Here is a 17,477-nt window from a genome sequence, read left to right as displayed (position 1 = left end):
GGATTACTTGATGGCGCCGGAGCCGAGGCCGTTGCGCCAGAAGCGCTGCAGAAGCAGGAAGGCGATCACCAGCGGGACGATCGAGACGAGAGCGCCGGTGAGCACGAGCATCCGCAGCTCGGGGATCTGGTTCACCTGGGTGTTCCAGGAGTAGAGGCCGAGCGTGACCGGGAACAACTTCTCCTCGCCGAGCATGATCAGCGGGAGCAGGAAGTTGTTCCAGACGGCCACGAAGTGGAAGAGGAAGATCGTCACCAGGGCCGGGAACATCAGCTTGGTGGAGATCGTGAAGAAGGTGCGGATCTCGCCTGAGCCGTCCAGGCGGGCGGCTTCGAGGAGCTCGTCCGGGACGCTCGCGGTGGCGTAGATCCGGGCCAGGTAGACACCGAACGGGTTCACCAGGCTGGGCAGGAAGACCGACCAGAAGGTGTTCGTCGCCTGGAACTGGCTGAAGATCAGGAACAACGGTAGGGCGAGGGCGGTGGCCGGCACAAGTACCCCGGACAGGACGATGTTGAAGATCGCCTCGCGGCCCGGGAAACGGTACTTGGCCAGGGCATATCCGCACATGGCGGCCAGCAGGGTGCCGAGCAGCGCGGCACCGCCGGTGTAGACGACGCTGTTCAGCATCCAGCGCAGGAAGACGCCGTCACGGTAGGCGAACAGCTCGCTCAGGTTGTCGCCGAGCGAGAAGTCGGCGAACCACAGCGGTTCCGTGTTGGTGAACTGACTCCGGCTCTTGGAGGCCGCGACCAGCAGCCACCAGATGGGGATCAGGAAGTAGAGCGTCGCCGCCCCCATGACGGCCATCGGCGCCAGGCGCTTCACTTGTCCCCTCCTCGCTGGGTCACCTTCAGGAAGGCGAAGGACAGGACGCACGTCGCCAGGGCCAGAACCACGGAGAACGCCGCGGCCAGGTTGAAGTTCGGGATGGCCGACGTCGAATAGACCGTCAGGTTCGGCGTGTACGTGCTGGTCACCGCGGAACTGAAGCTGCGGAACACGGCCGGCTCGGCGAGCAGCTGCAACGTGCCGATGATCGAGAAGACGGTGGTCAGCACGATCGCCGGCATCACCAGCGGAATCTTGATGGACCAGGCGGTACGGATCGCCCCGGCGCCGTCGATCTTCGCCGCCTCGTAGACCTCCTGTGGGATCGCCAGCAGCGAGGAGTAGATGATCAGCATGTTGTAGCCGACGTACACCCAGGTCACGACGTTCGCCATGGACCAGAGCACCAGGTCGGCCGAGAGCAGGTCGAAACTGCTGGTGACCGCGGTGAACGGGGACAGGTTCGGCGAGTACAGGAACCCCCACATGATCGCGGCGACCACACCGGGCACGGCGTACGGCACGAAGAAGGCCAGCCGGAAGAAACGCCGCCCCTTGACCAGGCCGGAGTCCAGCAGCAGAGCGAAGATCAGGGCCAGGCCCAACATCACCGGCACCTGCACGATGCCGAACAGCAGCACCCGGCCGATCGACTCCCAGAACGGGCCGTCGGAGAAGACCCGCTGGTACTGGTCGAAACCGCCGAACACCTCGGTGGCCTTACCGAACGTGCCCTTGCGCTCGACCTTGTAGAGCGACTGTTTGATCGCGTACAGGATCGGTGCCAGGTAGAACGCCGCGAAGAGCAGGGCGAACGGGAGGATGAAGAAGGTCAGCGCCTTCCCTTTGCCTTTCACCGGACCTCCTCCCGGACGACCGCCACGCCGCCGCCCTGGACTGTCAGCACGCCGTCGGTTCTCGTCCCGGTCACGAGGTCCTCGCCCCGCACCGGATGCGTGACGGGCTCCGTGCTGTGGTTGATGACGAAGAGGTAGCTGCGGCCGTCGCCACTCCGCCGGACGATCTCTACCTTGTCCGATTTATCGGACACGAGGCCGGTGGCCTCCCGAAGGATTTCGGACATATCTGTTTGGGTGGCGATGTACCAGGCCGTGCCCGCGCCGTGCTGATTTCGGGTGATGGCCGGAATTCCGGGCATCGGGCCGTCCTGGAACGTCGCGACAACCGACGCGGTGGTGGTACGCAGCCGCTCAGTCCAGAGCGTTCCCACCGCCCCGTTGCTCAGACTCACCGCAGCGCCCGGCAGCAGCGGGCCGAACTCCTCGGCCAGCACACCCAGCACCTCGCGGAACGCCCCCGGGTAGCCGCCGAGCCGGATCCGGTCCCGCTCGTCGACGATCCCGCTGAAATAGGTGACCACCAGACGGCCGCCGGCCGCCACGTAATCGGTGATCGCCTGCGCGTCGGTGTCACTGATCATGTAGAGACCGGGCACCACGACCAGCTTGTAGCGGCTCAGGTCGGTGCCCGGAGCGATCACGTCGGTGGTCACGCCGAGTGCCCGCAGCGCCCCGTGAGCCGAGTGCACCTGGTCCAGGTAGGTGACCGCCTGTGACGGCCGGGCCTCCCCCTCGGCCGACCACCACGACTCCCAGCTGAAGAGCAGGGCGACGTCGGACTCGACCTCGGTGCCGGCCACCTCGCCGATCCGGTCCAGCGTCTCGGACAGCTTCAGCACCTCACGCCAGGCGACCGTGTCGGTGCCGGCGTGCGGCAACATCGCCGAGTGGAACTTCTCGGCGCCCTGGGCCGAGGCCCGCCACTGGAAGAAGCAGAGCGAGTCGGCGCCCCGGGCCACGTGCGTCAGCGAGTTGCGGATCATCTCGCCCGGCGCCTTGGTGACGTTGTGCGGCTGCCAGTTGACCGCGCCGGCCGCCTGCTCCATCAGCATCCAGGGCCGGCCGCCGGCCAGGCCGCGGGTCAGGTCGGCGGCGAAGGACAGCTCCGCCACCGGGTCGCCGAGGCGGTGGTCCAGGTAGTGGTCGTTGGCGATCACGTCCATCTCCGGCGCCCAGGACCAGTAGTCCAGGTTGCGGATGTGGGCGGTGACCATGAAGTTCGTGGTCACCGGGACGCTCGAGTGCTTGCGCAACAGATCCGCCTCGGCCCGGTAGTAGCCGAGCAGCTCGTCGGAGCTGAACCGCTGGAAGTCGACCAGCTGGGCCGGGTTGCGCAGGGAGAGCGCCAACCGGGGCGTCTGGATCTCCGACCAGTCCGCGTAGCGCTGGCTCCAGAAGGAGGTGCCCCACGCCTCGTTCAGCGTCTCGATCTTGCGGTAGCGGGCACGCAGCCAGGTCCGGAACGCGTCGGCGCTGGTCTCGCAGTAGCAGAGCGCGTTGTGGCAGCCCAGCTCGTTGGAGACGTGCCAGAGCGCCAGAGCCGGGTGGTTGCCGTACCGGCGGGCGACCCGACCGACCAGGTCGAACGCGCGGTCCCGGAAGACCGTCGAGCTCGGGCACCAGGCCTGCCGGCCACCCGGGAAGCGAACCGTGCCGTCGGCGGCGACCGGCAGTGTCTCCGGATAGCGGCTGCTCAGCCAGGGCGGCGGGGACGAGGTGCCGGTGCCGAGGTTGATTTTGATGCCGTGTGCGTGCAGCAGCTCGATGACCTCGTCGAGGTCGTCGAACCGGTACTCGCCCGGGCTCGGCTCGAGGTTGGACCAGCCGAAGATGTTGACGGCGACCAGGTCGACCCCGGCCCGCCGCATCAGGGCGGCGTCCTCGCGCCAGACATCCGGCGACCACTGCTCGGGGTTGTAGTCGCAGCCCAGGCTGATGCCCGGCACCGGCATACGCACGCTTTTCATAGAACTCCTGGTCAAGGAATGTGTGCACGTGCACACATTTCCGTGAGCCTAAACGGCGGTTACGGATGTGTGAACGTGCACACAGTAGGACTGGCCTGCGACGAGGTCAAGAGCCCGGCGGCTACTGTTGACCACATGTCCCGGCCTCAGCCTCAGAAACGCGCCACGGTGCACGACATCGCGGCCGCAGCCGGCATGTCCCGGGGCACCGTGAGCCGCGTGCTGAACGGTGGATATGTCTCCGCCGAGGCGCGCGCCGCCATCGAGACGGCGATGAGCGATCTCGGCTACGTGCCCAACAACGCCGCCCGAGCGCTGAAGATGCGCAGGTCACAGGCGGTCGCGTTCGTCGCGCTGGAGCCACATTCGCTCTTCCTCGACGATCCGAACATCGGCTCGATCATGCTGGGCGCCAACGCCGCCCTGTCGCTCGCCGACCACCAGATGGTCAGCCTGGTCGTCGAGTCGGCCCGCGACACCGAGCGCGTCGCCCGCTATCTGAGCGGCGGTTTCGTCGACGGCGCCATCGTCGTCTCGGCCCGGACCAAAGATCCGATCATCCGGGTGATCAGTGACCTCGCACTCCCGGCCGCTTTCGTCGGCCACCCGCCCGACCTGGATCAGAACATTCCCTTCGTCGGAATAGACAACGTCGGCTCGGCCCGCGCCATCACCGAGCATCTGGTCACCACCGGCCGCCGCCGGATCGGCATGATCGCCACCGCCCTCGACCGCGACTCCGGCATCGACCGCCTGACCGGCTTCCGCTCCGCACTCGGCGACCTCTTCGACGAGACCCTGGTCGCCGACGTGCCGCACTACGACTACGGCTCGGGCGTGAAGGGCATGCGCGATCTGCTCGAGCGCGACCCGACCCTGGACGGCGTCTTCGCCGCCTCGGACGCGATCGCGGCCGGCGCCCTGGAGGCGCTCCGGGAGGCCGGTCGCAGCGTGCCGGGCGACGTCGGCGTGGTCGGCTTCGACGACAGCACGTGGGCGGTCCGCTGCCAGCCCCAGCTCACCACGGTCCATCAACCGGCCAAGGAGATCGGGTCGTGCGCGGCCCAGTTGATCCTGCGCCAGTTGCGAGGCGAACACCCCGACCCGGGCGGCCAACTGCTGCCCACCCCGCTGGTCCTCCGCGACTCCGCCTGACCCGCCGCCGGCCCGATCCGGTCAGCCTCGTAGGCCCCGGAAACGCTGAGTCAGGCTCGGGGCCGGAGGCGGCGGGACCTTGCGGTGGACTCGGGGCGGCTCGGAACGGCCGATCGGGCGGTCGTAGTCGGCGGCCGCGATGGCCTCGACCGCCTGCTCGTCGGTGAAATCCTCGGAGCCCGGGATGGAGTCGACGAAACCGACCAGAACGCCGTCGCGCATCACCTGCGCCTTGAGAGCGGCACTGCCGTCGTCACCCCAGAGCGCCTCACGGCCGTCGGCGAGCACGACCCGGACGGCATAACCGGAACGCCCGGCACTCGGCAGTTTCAGATGCGCGAACACGTTGCGCGCCCGCAGTTTCTCGACCAATCGGCGGGCCCGGCTCTCTTGCATGATCCGACGCTAGCTCGCATGCCTGTAAGCACGCTGAAGATCCGCTCGACCGGGTCGATTCGCGTACATGAAACATGACCTTGCGTGATAGCCCCAGGTCACATCGATGCATATTACTACTTCTTAACAAGAATTTCACCGGATTCCTTTTCTCAGGCGCCCGGCCTACTGTGCGGTAACCGAAGCGCTTCGGTCCCCGGATCCCCACGTGGAGCATCGGAGGCCATCGATGAGAATCGCCAGTGTTCTCGTCACTTCGTCCGTCCTGAGCCTCGTCCTCGCCGCACCCGCCCAGGCGGCGAGCAGCATCGACTACGTCGCCCTCGGCGACTCGTACTCCTCCGGCGTCGGCGCGTCCGGCCAGTCCGGCACCTGCCTGCGCAGCAACAACGCCTACGGGCCGAAGTGGGCGGCGGCCAACAGCCCCGCGACGTTCCAGTTCCTCGCCTGCAGCGGCGCCACCACCGACGACGTCCGAAACAGCCAGATACCCGCCATGAACGCCGGCGCCGACCTGGTCAGCATCACCATCGGCGGTAACGACGCCGGCTTCGCGCCGACCATCGTCACCTGCCTGACCTCCAGCGATTCGGCCTGCGCGGCCAAGGTCGACAGCGGCCGGGCGTACGTCGAGAACACCCTCCCGGCCAAACTCGACGCCACCTACGCGGCGATCAGAGCGAAGGCTCCCGGGGCTCGGGTGGTGGTGCTCGGCTACCCGCTGATCTTCGACACCTCGTCGGTGCTGTGCGAGATGAGCACCGCCAAACGGAAGTCGATCAACGAGGGCGCCCGGGTCCTCGACGAGAAGATCAAGCAACGCGCTGAAGCGGCCGGTTTCGTCTGGTCCGACGTGCGTGACGAGTTCACCGGGCACGGCGTCTGCTCGTCCCGGGCCTGGATCAACGGTCTCACCATCATCCCGCCGCAGAACTCCTACCACCCCAACGGCAGCGGGTACACCAGCGGATACCTGCCCGCCCTGACCGGCTCGGCCGCCTGACGACGTCAGGTTCTCGCGGTCAGCTCACGGTGCCGAAGCAACTCATCGGCACCGTGAGCGGACCGGCAGCCGCCGCCGAAGGCCGCCACCGTAGTCGTCATGGCCCACCTGAACACGCTGCTCTTCCTGGTCGTCGTCGCGCTCTCGGTGGTGGCGCTGATCGACTGTCTGCTCACCGAGCGGTCGCGTCTCCAGTCGTTCCCGCGCGGCGCCTGGGCCGTGCTGATCCTGTTGTGCCCGATCTTCGGCCCGGTCGCCTGGTTCCGGTCCGGTCGCGCCGCCCCGACCCTCTTCCAGGCCGCCCCGATGGGCCCGGACGACGACCCTGAGTTCCTCCGCCGGCTGGCCGAGTCGCTGCGCGACCGCTGACCTCGCCCCCGGGGCGCTCAGCCCCGCGACACGGGTGGCTGCGGACCGCAGAGCGACCTGATCGCCCCGAGCAGCGTCGACCTGGTGAACGGCTTCTCGAGCAGCATGCTGTTGTCGTCCAGGTGCAGCTGCGGGCCGAGTGACGCCGCCGTGTAACCGGACATGTAGAGCACCGGCAGATCCGGCTGGTGGGTGCGCAGCGCCCCGGCCAGCTCCGGCCCGGTCATCGTCGGCATCACCACGTCGGTGATCAGCAGATCCGGCCGGGCGCCCGCGGCGACCTGGGTGACCGCCATCAGCGCGTCGGTGGCGACCGCGATCTCGTATCCGGCCGGTTCGATCAGCCGACGCACCAGCTGCGCCACATCCGGCTGGTCCTCGACGATCAGCACCCGGCCGATCACCGCGGTCTTCTGCTGCCGCTCCCCCGCCGGTCCGGTCTTCTGCTCGGCCGCCGGCAGATAGATGTGTACGGTCGTCCCGATCCGTGGCTGCGACTCCAGCTCGATGTGGCCGCCCAGGTTGTGCACGATCCCGGCGGTGGTGGCCAGGCCCAGACCGGCCGCGGTCGGGCGAGTGGTGAAGAACGGCTCCAGCGCCCGCTTGCGTACCTCGTCGTCCATGCCCGTGCCGGTATCGGTGACCACCAGGTGCACCAGCTTCCCGGTCGGTGCCCCCTCGGCCAGCTGACCGGGCTCCACCGTCTCGTTGGTGGCGGTCACCCGGACCATGCCGCCGTGCAGCATCGCGTCCCGGGCGTTCGCGGCCAGGTTGACCAGCGCCTGCTCCAGCGGACCGCGTTCGGCCTTCACCGGCCACACGTCCGGGCCGAACGCCAGGTCCAGCCCGATGCGCTCGCCGAGCGTACGACTGAAGAGCGCCTGCACGTCGGTGAGCAGGTCCGGGATCGGGATCACCTCGGGGCGGTGTCCCTCGCTGCGGCCGAACGCCAGCAGCTGGTGGGTGAGGGTACGCCCGGTGCCGACCGCGTCCAGGATGTCCTTCGCCAGCTGGTGGTGCGGCGAGTCCTCGTCGGCGGTACCGAGGATCATGTCGGCCGACCCGGCCACCACGGTCATCAGGTTGTTGAAGTCATGGGACAGACCACCGATCAGATGGCCCAGGCTGTCCAGCCGGCGCAGATGGTCGAGCTGCCGTTTCAGGCCGCGTGCGTCGATGTGGTCGGTGGTGTCGGTGATCATGCACAGCACGCCGGCGAACTCGTGGCTCTCGTCCTGGACCGGCATCATGCTGATCCGTACGCTGCGCCGCGAGCCGTCCGCCCGCATCAGCCGGGTCGCACCGACCGTCGACCGGCCGGTCCGGCACTCGTTGATCCGCCGGTCCAGCTCCTTCTGGCCCACATTGTCGAGGAAGCCGCGCAGCGACACCCCGATCAACTCGGCCCGGGGCATGCCCAGCACCACACCGATCGGCTCGTTCGCGTAGGTGGCCACCCCGTTCGGGTCCAGTTGCAGCACACCCTCCGGGATCGTCTCCAGCACCCGGCGGTACCGCTCCTCGGCGTTGCGCAGCCGTTCCTGGGCCCGGGCCGAACTGACCGCCAGCGACAGTTCGCCGGCGATGTCCCGGGCCAGCTCCACCTCCTGGGTGGAGTAGAGGGCGTCCGGAGTGTGCCGGGTCAGGATCAGATAGCCGGCGTACGTGTTGTCGACGATCACCGGGCAGAGGATGGCGGCGCTCACCCCGAGCTCGGGAGCGGCGAGATCGGCCGCCGACTCGCCGGCCAGCACGATCGGGCGACGGCTGGCGGCCAGCGTGGTGGAGAACTCGTCATCCGGGGTCTGGCCGGCCCGGGACAGATCCCGGGCCAGCGGAGCCGAACGTTCGTTGTCGAGATGGTGGTACGAGATCTCCTCGTAGTGCCCGTCGTCACGGAGCAGTTGCACGCCCGCGCCATCACCGACCATGTCGGCGGCGGCGCGGGCGGCCGTGGACCGCACCTCGGCCGGGTCCGCCGCCGCTCGGCTGAGTGCGAGGGCGAGGTCGGCCAACGCGTACCGGAGGGGGGAAGCCATGACACCCATGAGCATCATGATTCGCGTTTGCCTCGCGATGTGCGGGCGATTCGGCGTAATTAGGGCTAACTGAAGAGGGCGCTGACCGACTCGCCGTTGTGTATCCGCCGAATGGCCTCGGCCAGCGCCGGAGCGATCGAGATGACGGTCAGCTTGTCGGTCGCCTTGCTCTTCGGGATCGGCACCGTGTTGGTGCAGACGATCTCCTCGATCTCCTTCTCCGCGGAGAGCCGCTGCACCGCGTCGTTGGTGAGCAGCCCATGCGTACAGGCCACTCGGACACTGCGCACGTTGCGCTCCCGCAGGCGGGCCAACAGCTCGAACACCGTACTGCCCTTGGCGATCTCGTCGTCCAGCACGATCACGTCCCGGTCGGCGACCTCACCGATCACCGAGCTGATCACCACCTTGTCGTCGGCGAACCGCTGCTTCGCGCCGGCCGCCACCTCGATCCCGAGCATCCGGGCGAACGCCGCGGCCTCCTTCGCGTTACCCAGGTCCGGGGAGACCACCACGGTGTTGCTCAGGTCGTAACCACGGAAGTGGTGGGCCAGCTCGCGCAGTGCGTGCAGGTGATCCACCGGGATGCTGAAGAAACCGTGCACCTGCGGCGAGTGCAGGGTCATGGCCAGCACCCGGTCGGCACCGGCGGTGGTGAGCAGGTCGGCGACCAGACGTCCCCCGATCGAGATACGCGGGGCGTCCTTCTTGTCACTCCGGGCGTACGCGTAGTGCGGCAGCACCACGGTGATCCGGGCGGCCGAGGCACCCCGTGCCGCGTCCAGCATGAACAGCAGTTCGGCCAGGTGTTCCTGGGTCGGCGGGACCAGCGGCTGGATCAGGAAGACGTCACGTTCCCGGCAGTTTCCCTGCAACTGCACCTCGATGCAGTCGTTGGCGAACCGGTCGATCCGGGTCGGTAGCAGCGGTACACCGAGGTGCTCGCAGATCTCCTTCGCAAGATCAGGATGGGCGGATCCGGTGAAAACGGCGATGTCGCGCACGGCCCGAGGATAAGAGGCCCTCCGACGGGGTCGAAACGGTGGTCCGGCCTCGGTTAGTTTGGCAACCATGAACGGGCTCGCCGTAGCTTGCCGTCGTGTCGTCCACATCTACCGCGCCGAGGCCGGTGACGTGGTCGCCCTCGCCGGTGTCGACCTGTCCATCGCCCCCGGCGAGACACTCGCCCTCGTCGGCCCGTCCGGCTCCGGCAAGTCCACATTGATCGCCCTGCTCGCCGGGCTGATGCGCCCGTCCGCCGGCCGCATCAACATCGGCACCTACGACATGGGCAAACTCTCCGACGGCGAGATCTCCCGGCTGCGCGGCACCGAGATCGGCGTCGTCCTGCAGGGCGCCTCCCGCAACCTGCTGCCGTACGCCACGCTGCACCGCAACATCTGGCTCGCCCAGCGCCGGGCAGCACACACCCGGGGTATCGAACTCGACGACCCGGACCGCATCCTCGACCTGGTCGGCCTGCCCGGCCAGGGCCGCCGCCGGCTCGCCGACCTCACCCCCGGCGGCCGTCAGCGCGCCGCGCTCGCCGTCGGCATCGCCACCGGCCCCGGCCTGCTCCTCGTCGACGAACCGACCAGCCGCCTCGACACCGCCGGCCGCGACGAGGTCCTCGACGCGCTGGAAACCGTCAACACCGAACGCCAGACCACCATCGTGGTCGTCACCCACGACAACGAGGTCGGCGCCCGCCTCGGCCGGGCCGTCACCATCCGCGACGGACGCGTCGGCGCCGAGGGCCGCGACGGCCAGGACTTCGCGGTGGTCGCCGGCGACGGAACGGTTCAGCTACCCCCGGAGGTCCTCGGCTCCTACCCGCCGGGGACGCTCTTCACCGTCCAGCACATCGAGGGCGAGGTCACCCTGCTGCCGTCCGGTCACGAGACCCCGGCCTGACGCTTCACCCTTCAGGGGTACGCCCACCGCGCTCCTCGCCCGCCGTTCTCTCCGGCCGCCCAGCGCTCCGCTCAGGGACGGAGCGCTCCGCTCAGGGACGCGGCGCTCGCGGCTCCGCTCAGTGGCGGAGCGCTCCGCTCAGTGGCGAGGCGCTCGCGGCGCTCCGCTCAGGGGCGAGGCCAGGTGACGGCGCCGTCGGCCAGGTGGAGTTCGCGGTCGCAGGCGGCGGCCGCCTCCGGGTCGTGGGTGGCGAAGACGACCGCGGCGCCGCGGACCGCCTCGGCCCGCAGCAGGTCGAGCACCCGCTGCCGGTTGGCGGCGTCGAGTTCGCTGGTCACCTCGTCGGCCAGCACGATGTCACCGCGCAGCGCCAGACCCCGGGCCAGGGCGGTGCGCTGCTGCTGGCCACCGGACAGCTCGTCGATCAACTGGTTCGCCTGACCGGAGAGGCCCAGCGCCTCCAGCGATTCGGCGGTGCGTCGGCGGGCGTCCGCGGGTGTGCCCCCGGTGGCGATCACCGCGACCGACACGTTCTCGGCGGCGGTCAGAATCGCCGCGAGACCGTTGTCCTGCGGGATCAGCACCACGTTGACCGAGACCGCGTGGTCCCGGCCGGTCAGCGCCGCTCCGTCGACCGCCACCGAACCCACGCGTGGACGCAGCACGCCGGCCATCGCGTTGAGCAGCGTGGTCTTGCCCGCCCCGGACGTACCGGTGACCGCCAGCACCTCCCCGGGACGCGCGGTCACGGTCACCCCGGTCAGCACCGGGCTGCCGTCGCCGTACCCGAACTCGGCCTCCTCGACCGTCAGCGTCGCCATGCCCGTCTCCTCCCCGCCGAGTCGCCCCGGCCCACATCGATCACCCACATGAAAACCCCCCGACGGCCGGTCATCGGGACTCGATCCGGCGGCGCAGGTCCCGGCCGCTCAGGATCGCCACGAGGAACTGGGCCGCCAGGACGGCTCCGACCGCCGTCAGCAGCGCCACCGGCCGGGGCCAGACCGGCAGCGGCAGGTCGGGCGGGGTGAGCCCGGCGAGCGGCAATCCCCACCCGGTGAGCCGCCAGGCCGCGGCCGCGACCAACACGCCGACGGTGGTCGCGATGACGACGAGCACCGGGTACGTCCAGAGCGTCGCCAGCCCGGCCGGCCGTGACCGGAGTCCCTGGGTACGCAGGGCGGCGAGGTCTTCGGTGCGACGGGTCCGGTCGACGGCCACCGTGAGGGCGAGCGCTCCGGCTCCGAGCAACCCGGCGAGGATCGCGGCGAGCAGATGGAACCAGAGGGCGACGGCCGGCCCCTGCCGGTCGAGCCCGGCCTTGACCCGGGTCGCGGAACTCTCGGAGACCACCTGAAGGCCATGCTCGCCGAGCCGGTCGAGGATGTCGGCCGGTGCCTGCGAGTTCAGCCAGACCTCGGGCTGCGGCACCAGCTTGGGGGTGACCGAGATCAGGTCGCTGTACTCCAGGTCGACGATGACACCCTGACGCCCGAGAGCGGGCACCGCCGGCAGGGCGACAGCGGCGTCGACCGGGATGGTGGTGGCGCCCGAGTCGATGATCGTCCCGGCCGCGGGCGGGTTCCCCGCATACGCCACCGGCAGCGGGTACGGCGTGGTGACCGGCTGGATCCACGCGGTGTCGGCGACCGCCCCGGTGACCCGGAGATCGGCCCGCAGACCGTCGGGCGCCGCCGACAGCCGGGCCGACCGGGTGCCGCGCCACCGCCCGGCGTCGGTCAGCGGGGCGGAGGTGGCGGCACCCAGCCCACGGATCACCATGTCGCCGGTGGCCTCCACGGCGGTGCCGGTCCCGGACACCCGGATGGCGTTGAGTCGGCACTTGTTCTCGCAGATCGACACGGTCTCCCGGTAGGTGTGCGTGCCGTTCTTCAGGTCGCCGAACTCCAGGATCTGGATGCCGGGCCCGTCCATCGCGGAGAGCGAGACCGCCAACTGCATGGCCCCGGTCGTGGTGGCGGTGACCTCGATCGCGATGTCCGTACCGGGGTAGATGACCGGCGGTGGCGGTTCCGCCGGGTGGAGTACCGCCCGCAGCCCGGTCCGGCTCGGGGCGCCCTCGGCCCAGGCCGGGACCGCGGCCAGGGCCCGGGTGTCCACGGCCAGGCCGGGCGGGGTCCCGGAACCGCCGGGGATGCGGACGGCGGCCATCGCGAATCGGCCGTCCGGGTCGACGGCGCGGACCGCGGTGAGCAGGTCCTGCCGGGTCACCGACTCGACGACGAGGACCCGGTCCGCGCCGGTGCCGAGCGACGCCTCGACGTCCCGGCCGCGGGCCGCCGTGTCGACCGTGCAGGCGGCGTATCCGGCGACCGCGACCGACGCGACCAGCAGCGCGAACAGGCGACCGGCGCCGGGCCGGCGGGACAGCTGGAGACCGGCGAGCGCGACACCGAGCCGGCCCCGGGCCAGCGCGCGGACGGCGTACCGATTGACCAGCGGAAGCAGCAGGCGGGCCGCGATCAGGCCCAGAGCGAGCACGATCAGCGCGGGCGCGAACAGCCCGACCCCGGTGAGCGGGTCGGCGGAGATGAAGTACTGGACGCCTGCGGCGATGGCGAGCACCGCGACGACCGCTTCGGCCGCGGCGAGGCGGCGCCGGTCGGCGGGTGGGGTGCGTCGCAGCAGCCGGGAGACCGGGCTGATCAGCTGTCGTCGTTGGGCGGCCACCGCGGCGACCAGTGCGGCCGCCGCGGCCAGTGGCGCATACCGCAGCGAGGTGAAGGCCGGTGCCGTCCCGGCGCCCGGGAACAGGACCGCGGCGGCACCGTTGACCAGCAACTGTCCGGCCAGGCACCCGGCGACCGCACCGCCCAGCACGGCGACCAGGCTCTCCCCGGTGGCCAGCCACCATCGGGTCCACCAGCGGGCGCCGCGCAGCGCCACCACGGCGAGTTCGCTCTGCCGGCCCTCGGCCCCGTATCCGACGGTCAGGTAGATGGTGAAACAGGCCAGCAGGACGAGCGGCACCGCCAGCACCGGGACCAGCAGCCGGGCGGCGGCGCGGCCCTCGTCGATCCGGTCGAGCAGGTGCGGGATCCCACTGTCGAACTGGAGCGAGTCCTGGAGTTCGGCGGCGGTGGTGTCGAGCCGTTCCATGTCGGCGCGAAGCTGGTCGAGCCGGTCGACGTCGAGGGTGCCGGGCTGGGCGATGCCGTCGATCGCCATGGCGGTGGTGGTCCGCTTCATCGTGTCGAGCGTCCCGGCGGTGGTGAACACCGGTTCGCCGGAGCCGACGTCGGAGCCGGAGACGAAGTAGCCGTGCAGCCCCCAGTACGCGTCGGTGGGGTCGATCGCCCGGTAGACGCCGGCCACGGTGAGTTTCTTGGGTGGGCCGTCGGGATCCCAGGTGGGTGGCCGGGCCAGGCCGTTCGCCCGGGCCGCGGTCAGCGTGATCGGGTCGCCCGCGGCCAGTTCGAGCCGTTTCGCGGTGCCCTCGCCGAGCAGCACGTCACCCTCGCCGGCCAGGCAGCGGCCGCTGAGCACCCGGACGTGGGCGCAGAGTTCCTGGCGGAAGACGAACCGGGTCGGGTGGAAGTTGCCCGGCTCGAGACCGACGGTCGGCACCTCGGCGGAGTGGTAGAAGGTGAACCCGCCCAGCCCGAGCAGCAGCACCCGGCCCACGTCGGGGAACTTGATGCCGACGTTCGGTGACGCCTCCTGGAGGCTGTCGGTGGTACGGCGGGCGACCAGGGTCAGCTCGCTCGTCGACGCGGTGGCGATCTGTCCCTCGGCGACCGCCCGTTCGGCGGCGATCACGAAGGCGGGGGCGGCCACCGCGGAGGCGACCGCGAGCATCGCCAGCAGGGCCAGGGTGACGGCCTGGCCGCGCCGGTTCCAGACCATCGCCAAGACCAGGGAGATCATCGGCCGGCCTCCCCGTCACGCAGGCTTCTCATCAGCGGTTGCAGGGCGAGTCGGCCGGTCACCCCGAGCACCGCCAGCGCCACCGCCACGGCCAGCGCGGTCGTCACCGGGTCGAGCGGTCCGGGTGGTGGCAGCACGGCCCAGCCGTCGGTGAACGGCGGGACGGTCCGGCCGGTCACGTCGACGGCCAGCAGTGCGGCCAGCACCCCACCGGCGAGACCGACCAGGATCAGCGCCGCGGTGCCGGCCCAGCCGATGCTGACGGTGACCCGGCGGGGCAGGCCCTGCAGGCGCAGCGCGGCCAGCTGCTCGGCCAGCGAGCGGCGGTCCACGGTGGCCGCGACCGCGACCACGGCCGCCGCGAGCAGCAGTGCGGCGACCCCGGCGAGCAGCTCGAACCGAACCAGGACGGCCGGGCCCTGGGTGCCGAGGCGGGCGGTGTGCGCGGCCACGTCGGTGTCGGTGCTGACGGTCAGGCCGGCCGCGGTGAGAGCCTCGACGATGTCGGGGCGGGCGTCCGGCGCGAGCCACACCTCGAACTGCCCACCGGGGTCGGCGTCGGCGGCCAGTCGCCGGGTGCTGTCCAGGTCGACGACCAGGCCGGAGCCGCCGACCGCGGGCAGGGCGGCCACGTTTCGCACCACCTGGACCGGGTTCAGCTCCCCGTACCCCGGAAGAAGTGCCTCGTCGTCGCGCCATCGGTCCGGAACCGGACCGGCGAGCAGGGCGGGCAGCGGCAGCAGGTGGTCGGATGCCCACGCCTCGACGCCCACCCGGTCCACCTCGGTGTGGTTGTCGTCGGCCGACAGCCGGAGGGTTTCACCGGCCGCGACCAGGTCGACGGCGGCACCGATGGTGCCGACCCGCCAGCGGCCGATGTCGCCGAGCGTGGTGCCGTCGAGGAGGTTGGCGCCCTGGTCGAGGCGGCGCAGGACGACCGCGGATCCGGTCGGGGCCGGACGGACCCGGCCGTTCGCGCTGGGCGGCGTGGTCAGCTCCCAGCGAACGAGTCGGCAGCCGGGCGCGGCCGTGCAACCGGTGACCGGCACGGTGACGGTCTGGTCGCCGGGGCGCAGCGCGCCGAACGGCACCCGCACCGGCTGGCCCGTCGACTCGTGCTGGAGGTACAGGGTGAGCGCCACCGCCTGATCGCCCTCGCGGCGCACGGCCAGGGTCAGCCGCTCGCCCGTGACCAGCGGCAACGGGGGCAGCGCGGCGGTCGTCACCGCATCCGGCAGGGCACCGGCCGGGCCGTACTCGGGGCGCCAGGCGGCGACCGCGCCGAGCCGGGCGGTGTCGACCTCGAGGACCTGGGCGGTGTCGTTGCGGTTGCGGACCACGGCCATCGCCTCCCGGCCGCCCGGGTCGGCGGCTCGCACCGCGGTCAGCAGGACGGTCCGGTTGGCCGCCGTGACGCTGAGCACCCGGTTCGCGCCGAGCTCGGCGCCGGCGCGGGCGGTCCGACCGGCGCTCTCCGCGGCCCATCCGCCGGCCGCCGTGACGAACAGCGCGACCGCGACGACGACCAGCACGAACAGTCGGTCGGAGCCGGGTGACCGGGAGATCCGCAGTGCGGTCAGGCCGACCCGCAACCGCCCGCCCCGCAGGGCCGCGGCGCCGCCCCGGTCGGCGGCCCGGTTGAGCAGGCGGGCGGCGATCAGGCCGACCGCGAGCGCGACCAGAGCGAGCGCGGCCCGGCCCAGGCCGTCACCGGCGCCGGCCGACCGGACCTGGTAGAGGGCCGCGACGGCGATCGCGAGCAGGACCACGTCGACCAGGGCGGGCCGCCAGGAGCCGCGCCCCGAGCCGGCTCGTTGCAACAGCGCGGAGACCGGCCGGCCGAGCACCGTGGCCTCGACGGTGGCCAGTACCGCGAGGCCGCCGGCCAGCACCGCGCCGACCGCCAGCGCGCTGTAGGCCAGGGCGGTCCGCTGGTCCACGGCGATCGGCACCGGCCCGGCCAGCGCCCACGCCACCAGGTAGCCGAGCGGCGCACCGATCAGCGCGCCACCGATCAGCGGGACGAGATGCTGCCCGAGGGCCAGCCGCAGCCGCCCGAACCGGCTCACCCCGCGCAGTTTGAGCAGGGCGGCGTCGGCCCGGCGGTCGCGCAACGTGTACCAACCGGCGAGACCGAGGGCGAACCAGGTGAGGACCAGCAGCTGTGCGCCGGAGGCCGAGATGCCGTCCAGGATGGTGGCGCGGTCGCGGACGATCGCCAGGTGGAGCGGGGTGGCCTGGCTGTTGAGCCGGAGCTGGGACTGGCCGAGAAGCCGGTCCGACGCGACCAGCGCGGCACTGAGATCGAACCCGCCGTCACCGCGCAACAGGGCGCCGGGGAGCACCACGTCGTACGCCACCGTCGGGCCGGCCAGGTGTTTGTGCTCGAAGGTGCCGGTCACGGTGAACATCGGGTCGGGCCCGGTGACGGACCGGAACAGGCGGCTCGACCAGTACGTCCCGGTGAGGTCGGTCGGGGCGTACAGCCCGGCCACGGTCAGCTTCAGCGGGACGCCCGAGGTGGTGGTCAGCACGGTCAGCACGTCACCGGTGGTGACGCCGAGCCGTCGTGCGGCGTCGTGGCTGACGGCCACCTCACCGGCGGCGGCCGGGCAGGCCCCGTCGAGCCGGACCCGGTCGCAGAACTCGTCCCGGTAGGCGAGGTCGATGGTGGTGCTCGCCGACGACCCGGTCTGCACGTTGATCGACGCGGAGAGGCCGCGGAGACCGCCGTCGATCCCCTTCGGTAGACCGGCCCGCACCTGCTCGGCGAACCGGTCCAGAGCGCCGGTCGGGTCGCCTCGGGTGTCGATGCGGCTGGTCACGGTGACCGTCCGCTGGCTCGCCGGAGCCGCGGACAGGTAGGCGTCGGCGGCCTTGCCCACGGCGGCGAACCCGTACCAGGGCCCGGCCGCGGCGACGGCGGCCGCCAGCGTGGTCAGCACCAGAATGGTCAGCACCTGTGCGGCTCGGGTCCGCACCGCGCCGAAGACGAGCGCGAACATTCACCCCTCCCCCGGTTGCGGGGGACGTTACGCGATCCGGGGCCGCCTCG

13 protein-coding genes are annotated in these 17,477 nt (G+C 71.1%); 4 read left to right on the top strand and 9 right to left on the bottom strand.

Annotated elements, in window-relative coordinates; all coding sequences use genetic code 11:
* Window positions 1-3: 3 nt before the first annotated feature.
* From Q0Z83_RS52160 to Q0Z83_RS52150, 3 genes are read right to left on the bottom strand one after another with little or no spacing between them, the layout of a single operon-like run.
* Window positions 4-828, bottom strand: a complete 825-nt coding sequence (locus Q0Z83_RS52160) for a carbohydrate ABC transporter permease (protein ID WP_317791007.1) — start codon at window positions 826-828, stop codon at window positions 4-6.
* On the bottom strand, window positions 825-1,688 hold the full coding sequence (locus Q0Z83_RS52155) for a carbohydrate ABC transporter permease (RefSeq protein WP_317791006.1): 864 nt from the start codon (window positions 1,686-1,688) through the stop codon (window positions 825-827). Before Q0Z83_RS52155 ends, Q0Z83_RS52160 begins: the two co-directional genes overlap by 4 nt.
* A complete protein-coding gene (locus tag Q0Z83_RS52150) occupies window positions 1,685-3,658 on the bottom strand; it encodes a beta-galactosidase (protein WP_317791005.1) in 1,974 nt (657 codons plus the stop codon). The genes Q0Z83_RS52155 and Q0Z83_RS52150 overlap by 4 nt, the downstream gene beginning before the upstream one ends.
* 135 nt (window positions 3,659-3,793) lie before the next feature.
* On the opposite strand from Q0Z83_RS52150, the gene Q0Z83_RS52145 reads away from it, so the two are divergent.
* Window positions 3,794-4,813, top strand: coding sequence for a LacI family DNA-binding transcriptional regulator (locus Q0Z83_RS52145; RefSeq protein ID WP_317791004.1), 1,020 nt, complete (start codon window positions 3,794-3,796; stop codon window positions 4,811-4,813).
* Window positions 4,814-4,834: 21 nt separating this feature from the next.
* On the opposite strand, the gene Q0Z83_RS52140 is transcribed toward Q0Z83_RS52145, so the two are convergent.
* Window positions 4,835-5,209: a hypothetical protein gene (locus Q0Z83_RS52140; RefSeq protein ID WP_317791003.1), complete on the bottom strand. Its 375-nt coding sequence runs from the start codon at window positions 5,207-5,209 to the stop codon at window positions 4,835-4,837.
* A gap of 229 nt (window positions 5,210-5,438) precedes the next feature.
* Here Q0Z83_RS52140 and Q0Z83_RS52135 point away from each other — a divergent pair, with 229 nt between their 5' ends.
* Both Q0Z83_RS52135 and Q0Z83_RS52130 read left to right on the top strand, forming a co-directional pair.
* On the top strand, window positions 5,439-6,212 hold the full coding sequence (locus tag Q0Z83_RS52135) for an SGNH/GDSL hydrolase family protein (RefSeq protein ID WP_317791002.1): 774 nt from the start codon (window positions 5,439-5,441) through the stop codon (window positions 6,210-6,212).
* Between the two features lie 99 nt (window positions 6,213-6,311).
* On the top strand, window positions 6,312-6,581 hold the full coding sequence (locus tag Q0Z83_RS52130; RefSeq protein WP_317791001.1) for a PLD nuclease N-terminal domain-containing protein: 270 nt from the start codon (window positions 6,312-6,314) through the stop codon (window positions 6,579-6,581).
* A gap of 17 nt (window positions 6,582-6,598) precedes the next feature.
* On the opposite strand, the gene Q0Z83_RS52125 is transcribed toward Q0Z83_RS52130, so the two are convergent.
* Together Q0Z83_RS52125 and Q0Z83_RS52120 are read right to left on the bottom strand one after the other, a co-directional pair.
* Window positions 6,599-8,620 carry a hybrid sensor histidine kinase/response regulator gene (locus tag Q0Z83_RS52125; protein ID WP_317791000.1) on the bottom strand — a complete coding sequence of 674 codons (2,022 nt, stop codon included), beginning with the start codon at window positions 8,618-8,620 and terminating at the stop codon, window positions 6,599-6,601.
* 65 nt (window positions 8,621-8,685) lie between these two features.
* Window positions 8,686-9,624, bottom strand: coding sequence for a ribose-phosphate diphosphokinase (locus Q0Z83_RS52120; protein WP_317790999.1), 939 nt, complete (start codon window positions 9,622-9,624; stop codon window positions 8,686-8,688).
* Window positions 9,625-9,691: 67 nt separating this feature from the next.
* Between Q0Z83_RS52120 and Q0Z83_RS52115 the strand changes: the two genes are divergently transcribed.
* Window positions 9,692-10,534 carry an ABC transporter ATP-binding protein gene (locus Q0Z83_RS52115; RefSeq protein WP_317790998.1) on the top strand — a complete coding sequence of 281 codons (843 nt, stop codon included), beginning with the start codon at window positions 9,692-9,694 and terminating at the stop codon, window positions 10,532-10,534.
* 167 nt (window positions 10,535-10,701) lie between these two features.
* Here the strand turns inward: Q0Z83_RS52115 and Q0Z83_RS52110 are convergent, their stop codons facing one another.
* The 3 genes from Q0Z83_RS52110 to Q0Z83_RS52100 all read right to left on the bottom strand — a co-directional run bounded on the left by Q0Z83_RS52110 (window position 10,702) and on the right by Q0Z83_RS52100 (window position 17,427).
* On the bottom strand, window positions 10,702-11,355 hold the full coding sequence (locus Q0Z83_RS52110; RefSeq protein ID WP_317790997.1) for an ABC transporter ATP-binding protein: 654 nt from the start codon (window positions 11,353-11,355) through the stop codon (window positions 10,702-10,704).
* Between the two features lie 70 nt (window positions 11,356-11,425).
* Window positions 11,426-14,422, bottom strand: coding sequence for an FtsX-like permease family protein (locus Q0Z83_RS52105; protein WP_317790996.1), 2,997 nt, complete (start codon window positions 14,420-14,422; stop codon window positions 11,426-11,428).
* A complete protein-coding gene (locus Q0Z83_RS52100) occupies window positions 14,419-17,427 on the bottom strand; it encodes an FtsX-like permease family protein (protein ID WP_317790995.1) in 3,009 nt (1,002 codons plus the stop codon). The genes Q0Z83_RS52105 and Q0Z83_RS52100 overlap by 4 nt, the downstream gene beginning before the upstream one ends.
* Window positions 17,428-17,477 lie beyond the last annotated feature (50 nt).

Source organism: Actinoplanes sichuanensis (assembly GCF_033097365.1).
Taxonomy (GTDB): domain Bacteria; phylum Actinomycetota; class Actinomycetes; order Mycobacteriales; family Micromonosporaceae; genus Actinoplanes; species Actinoplanes sichuanensis.
This window is presented reverse-complemented; position numbering and strand designations above follow the sequence as displayed.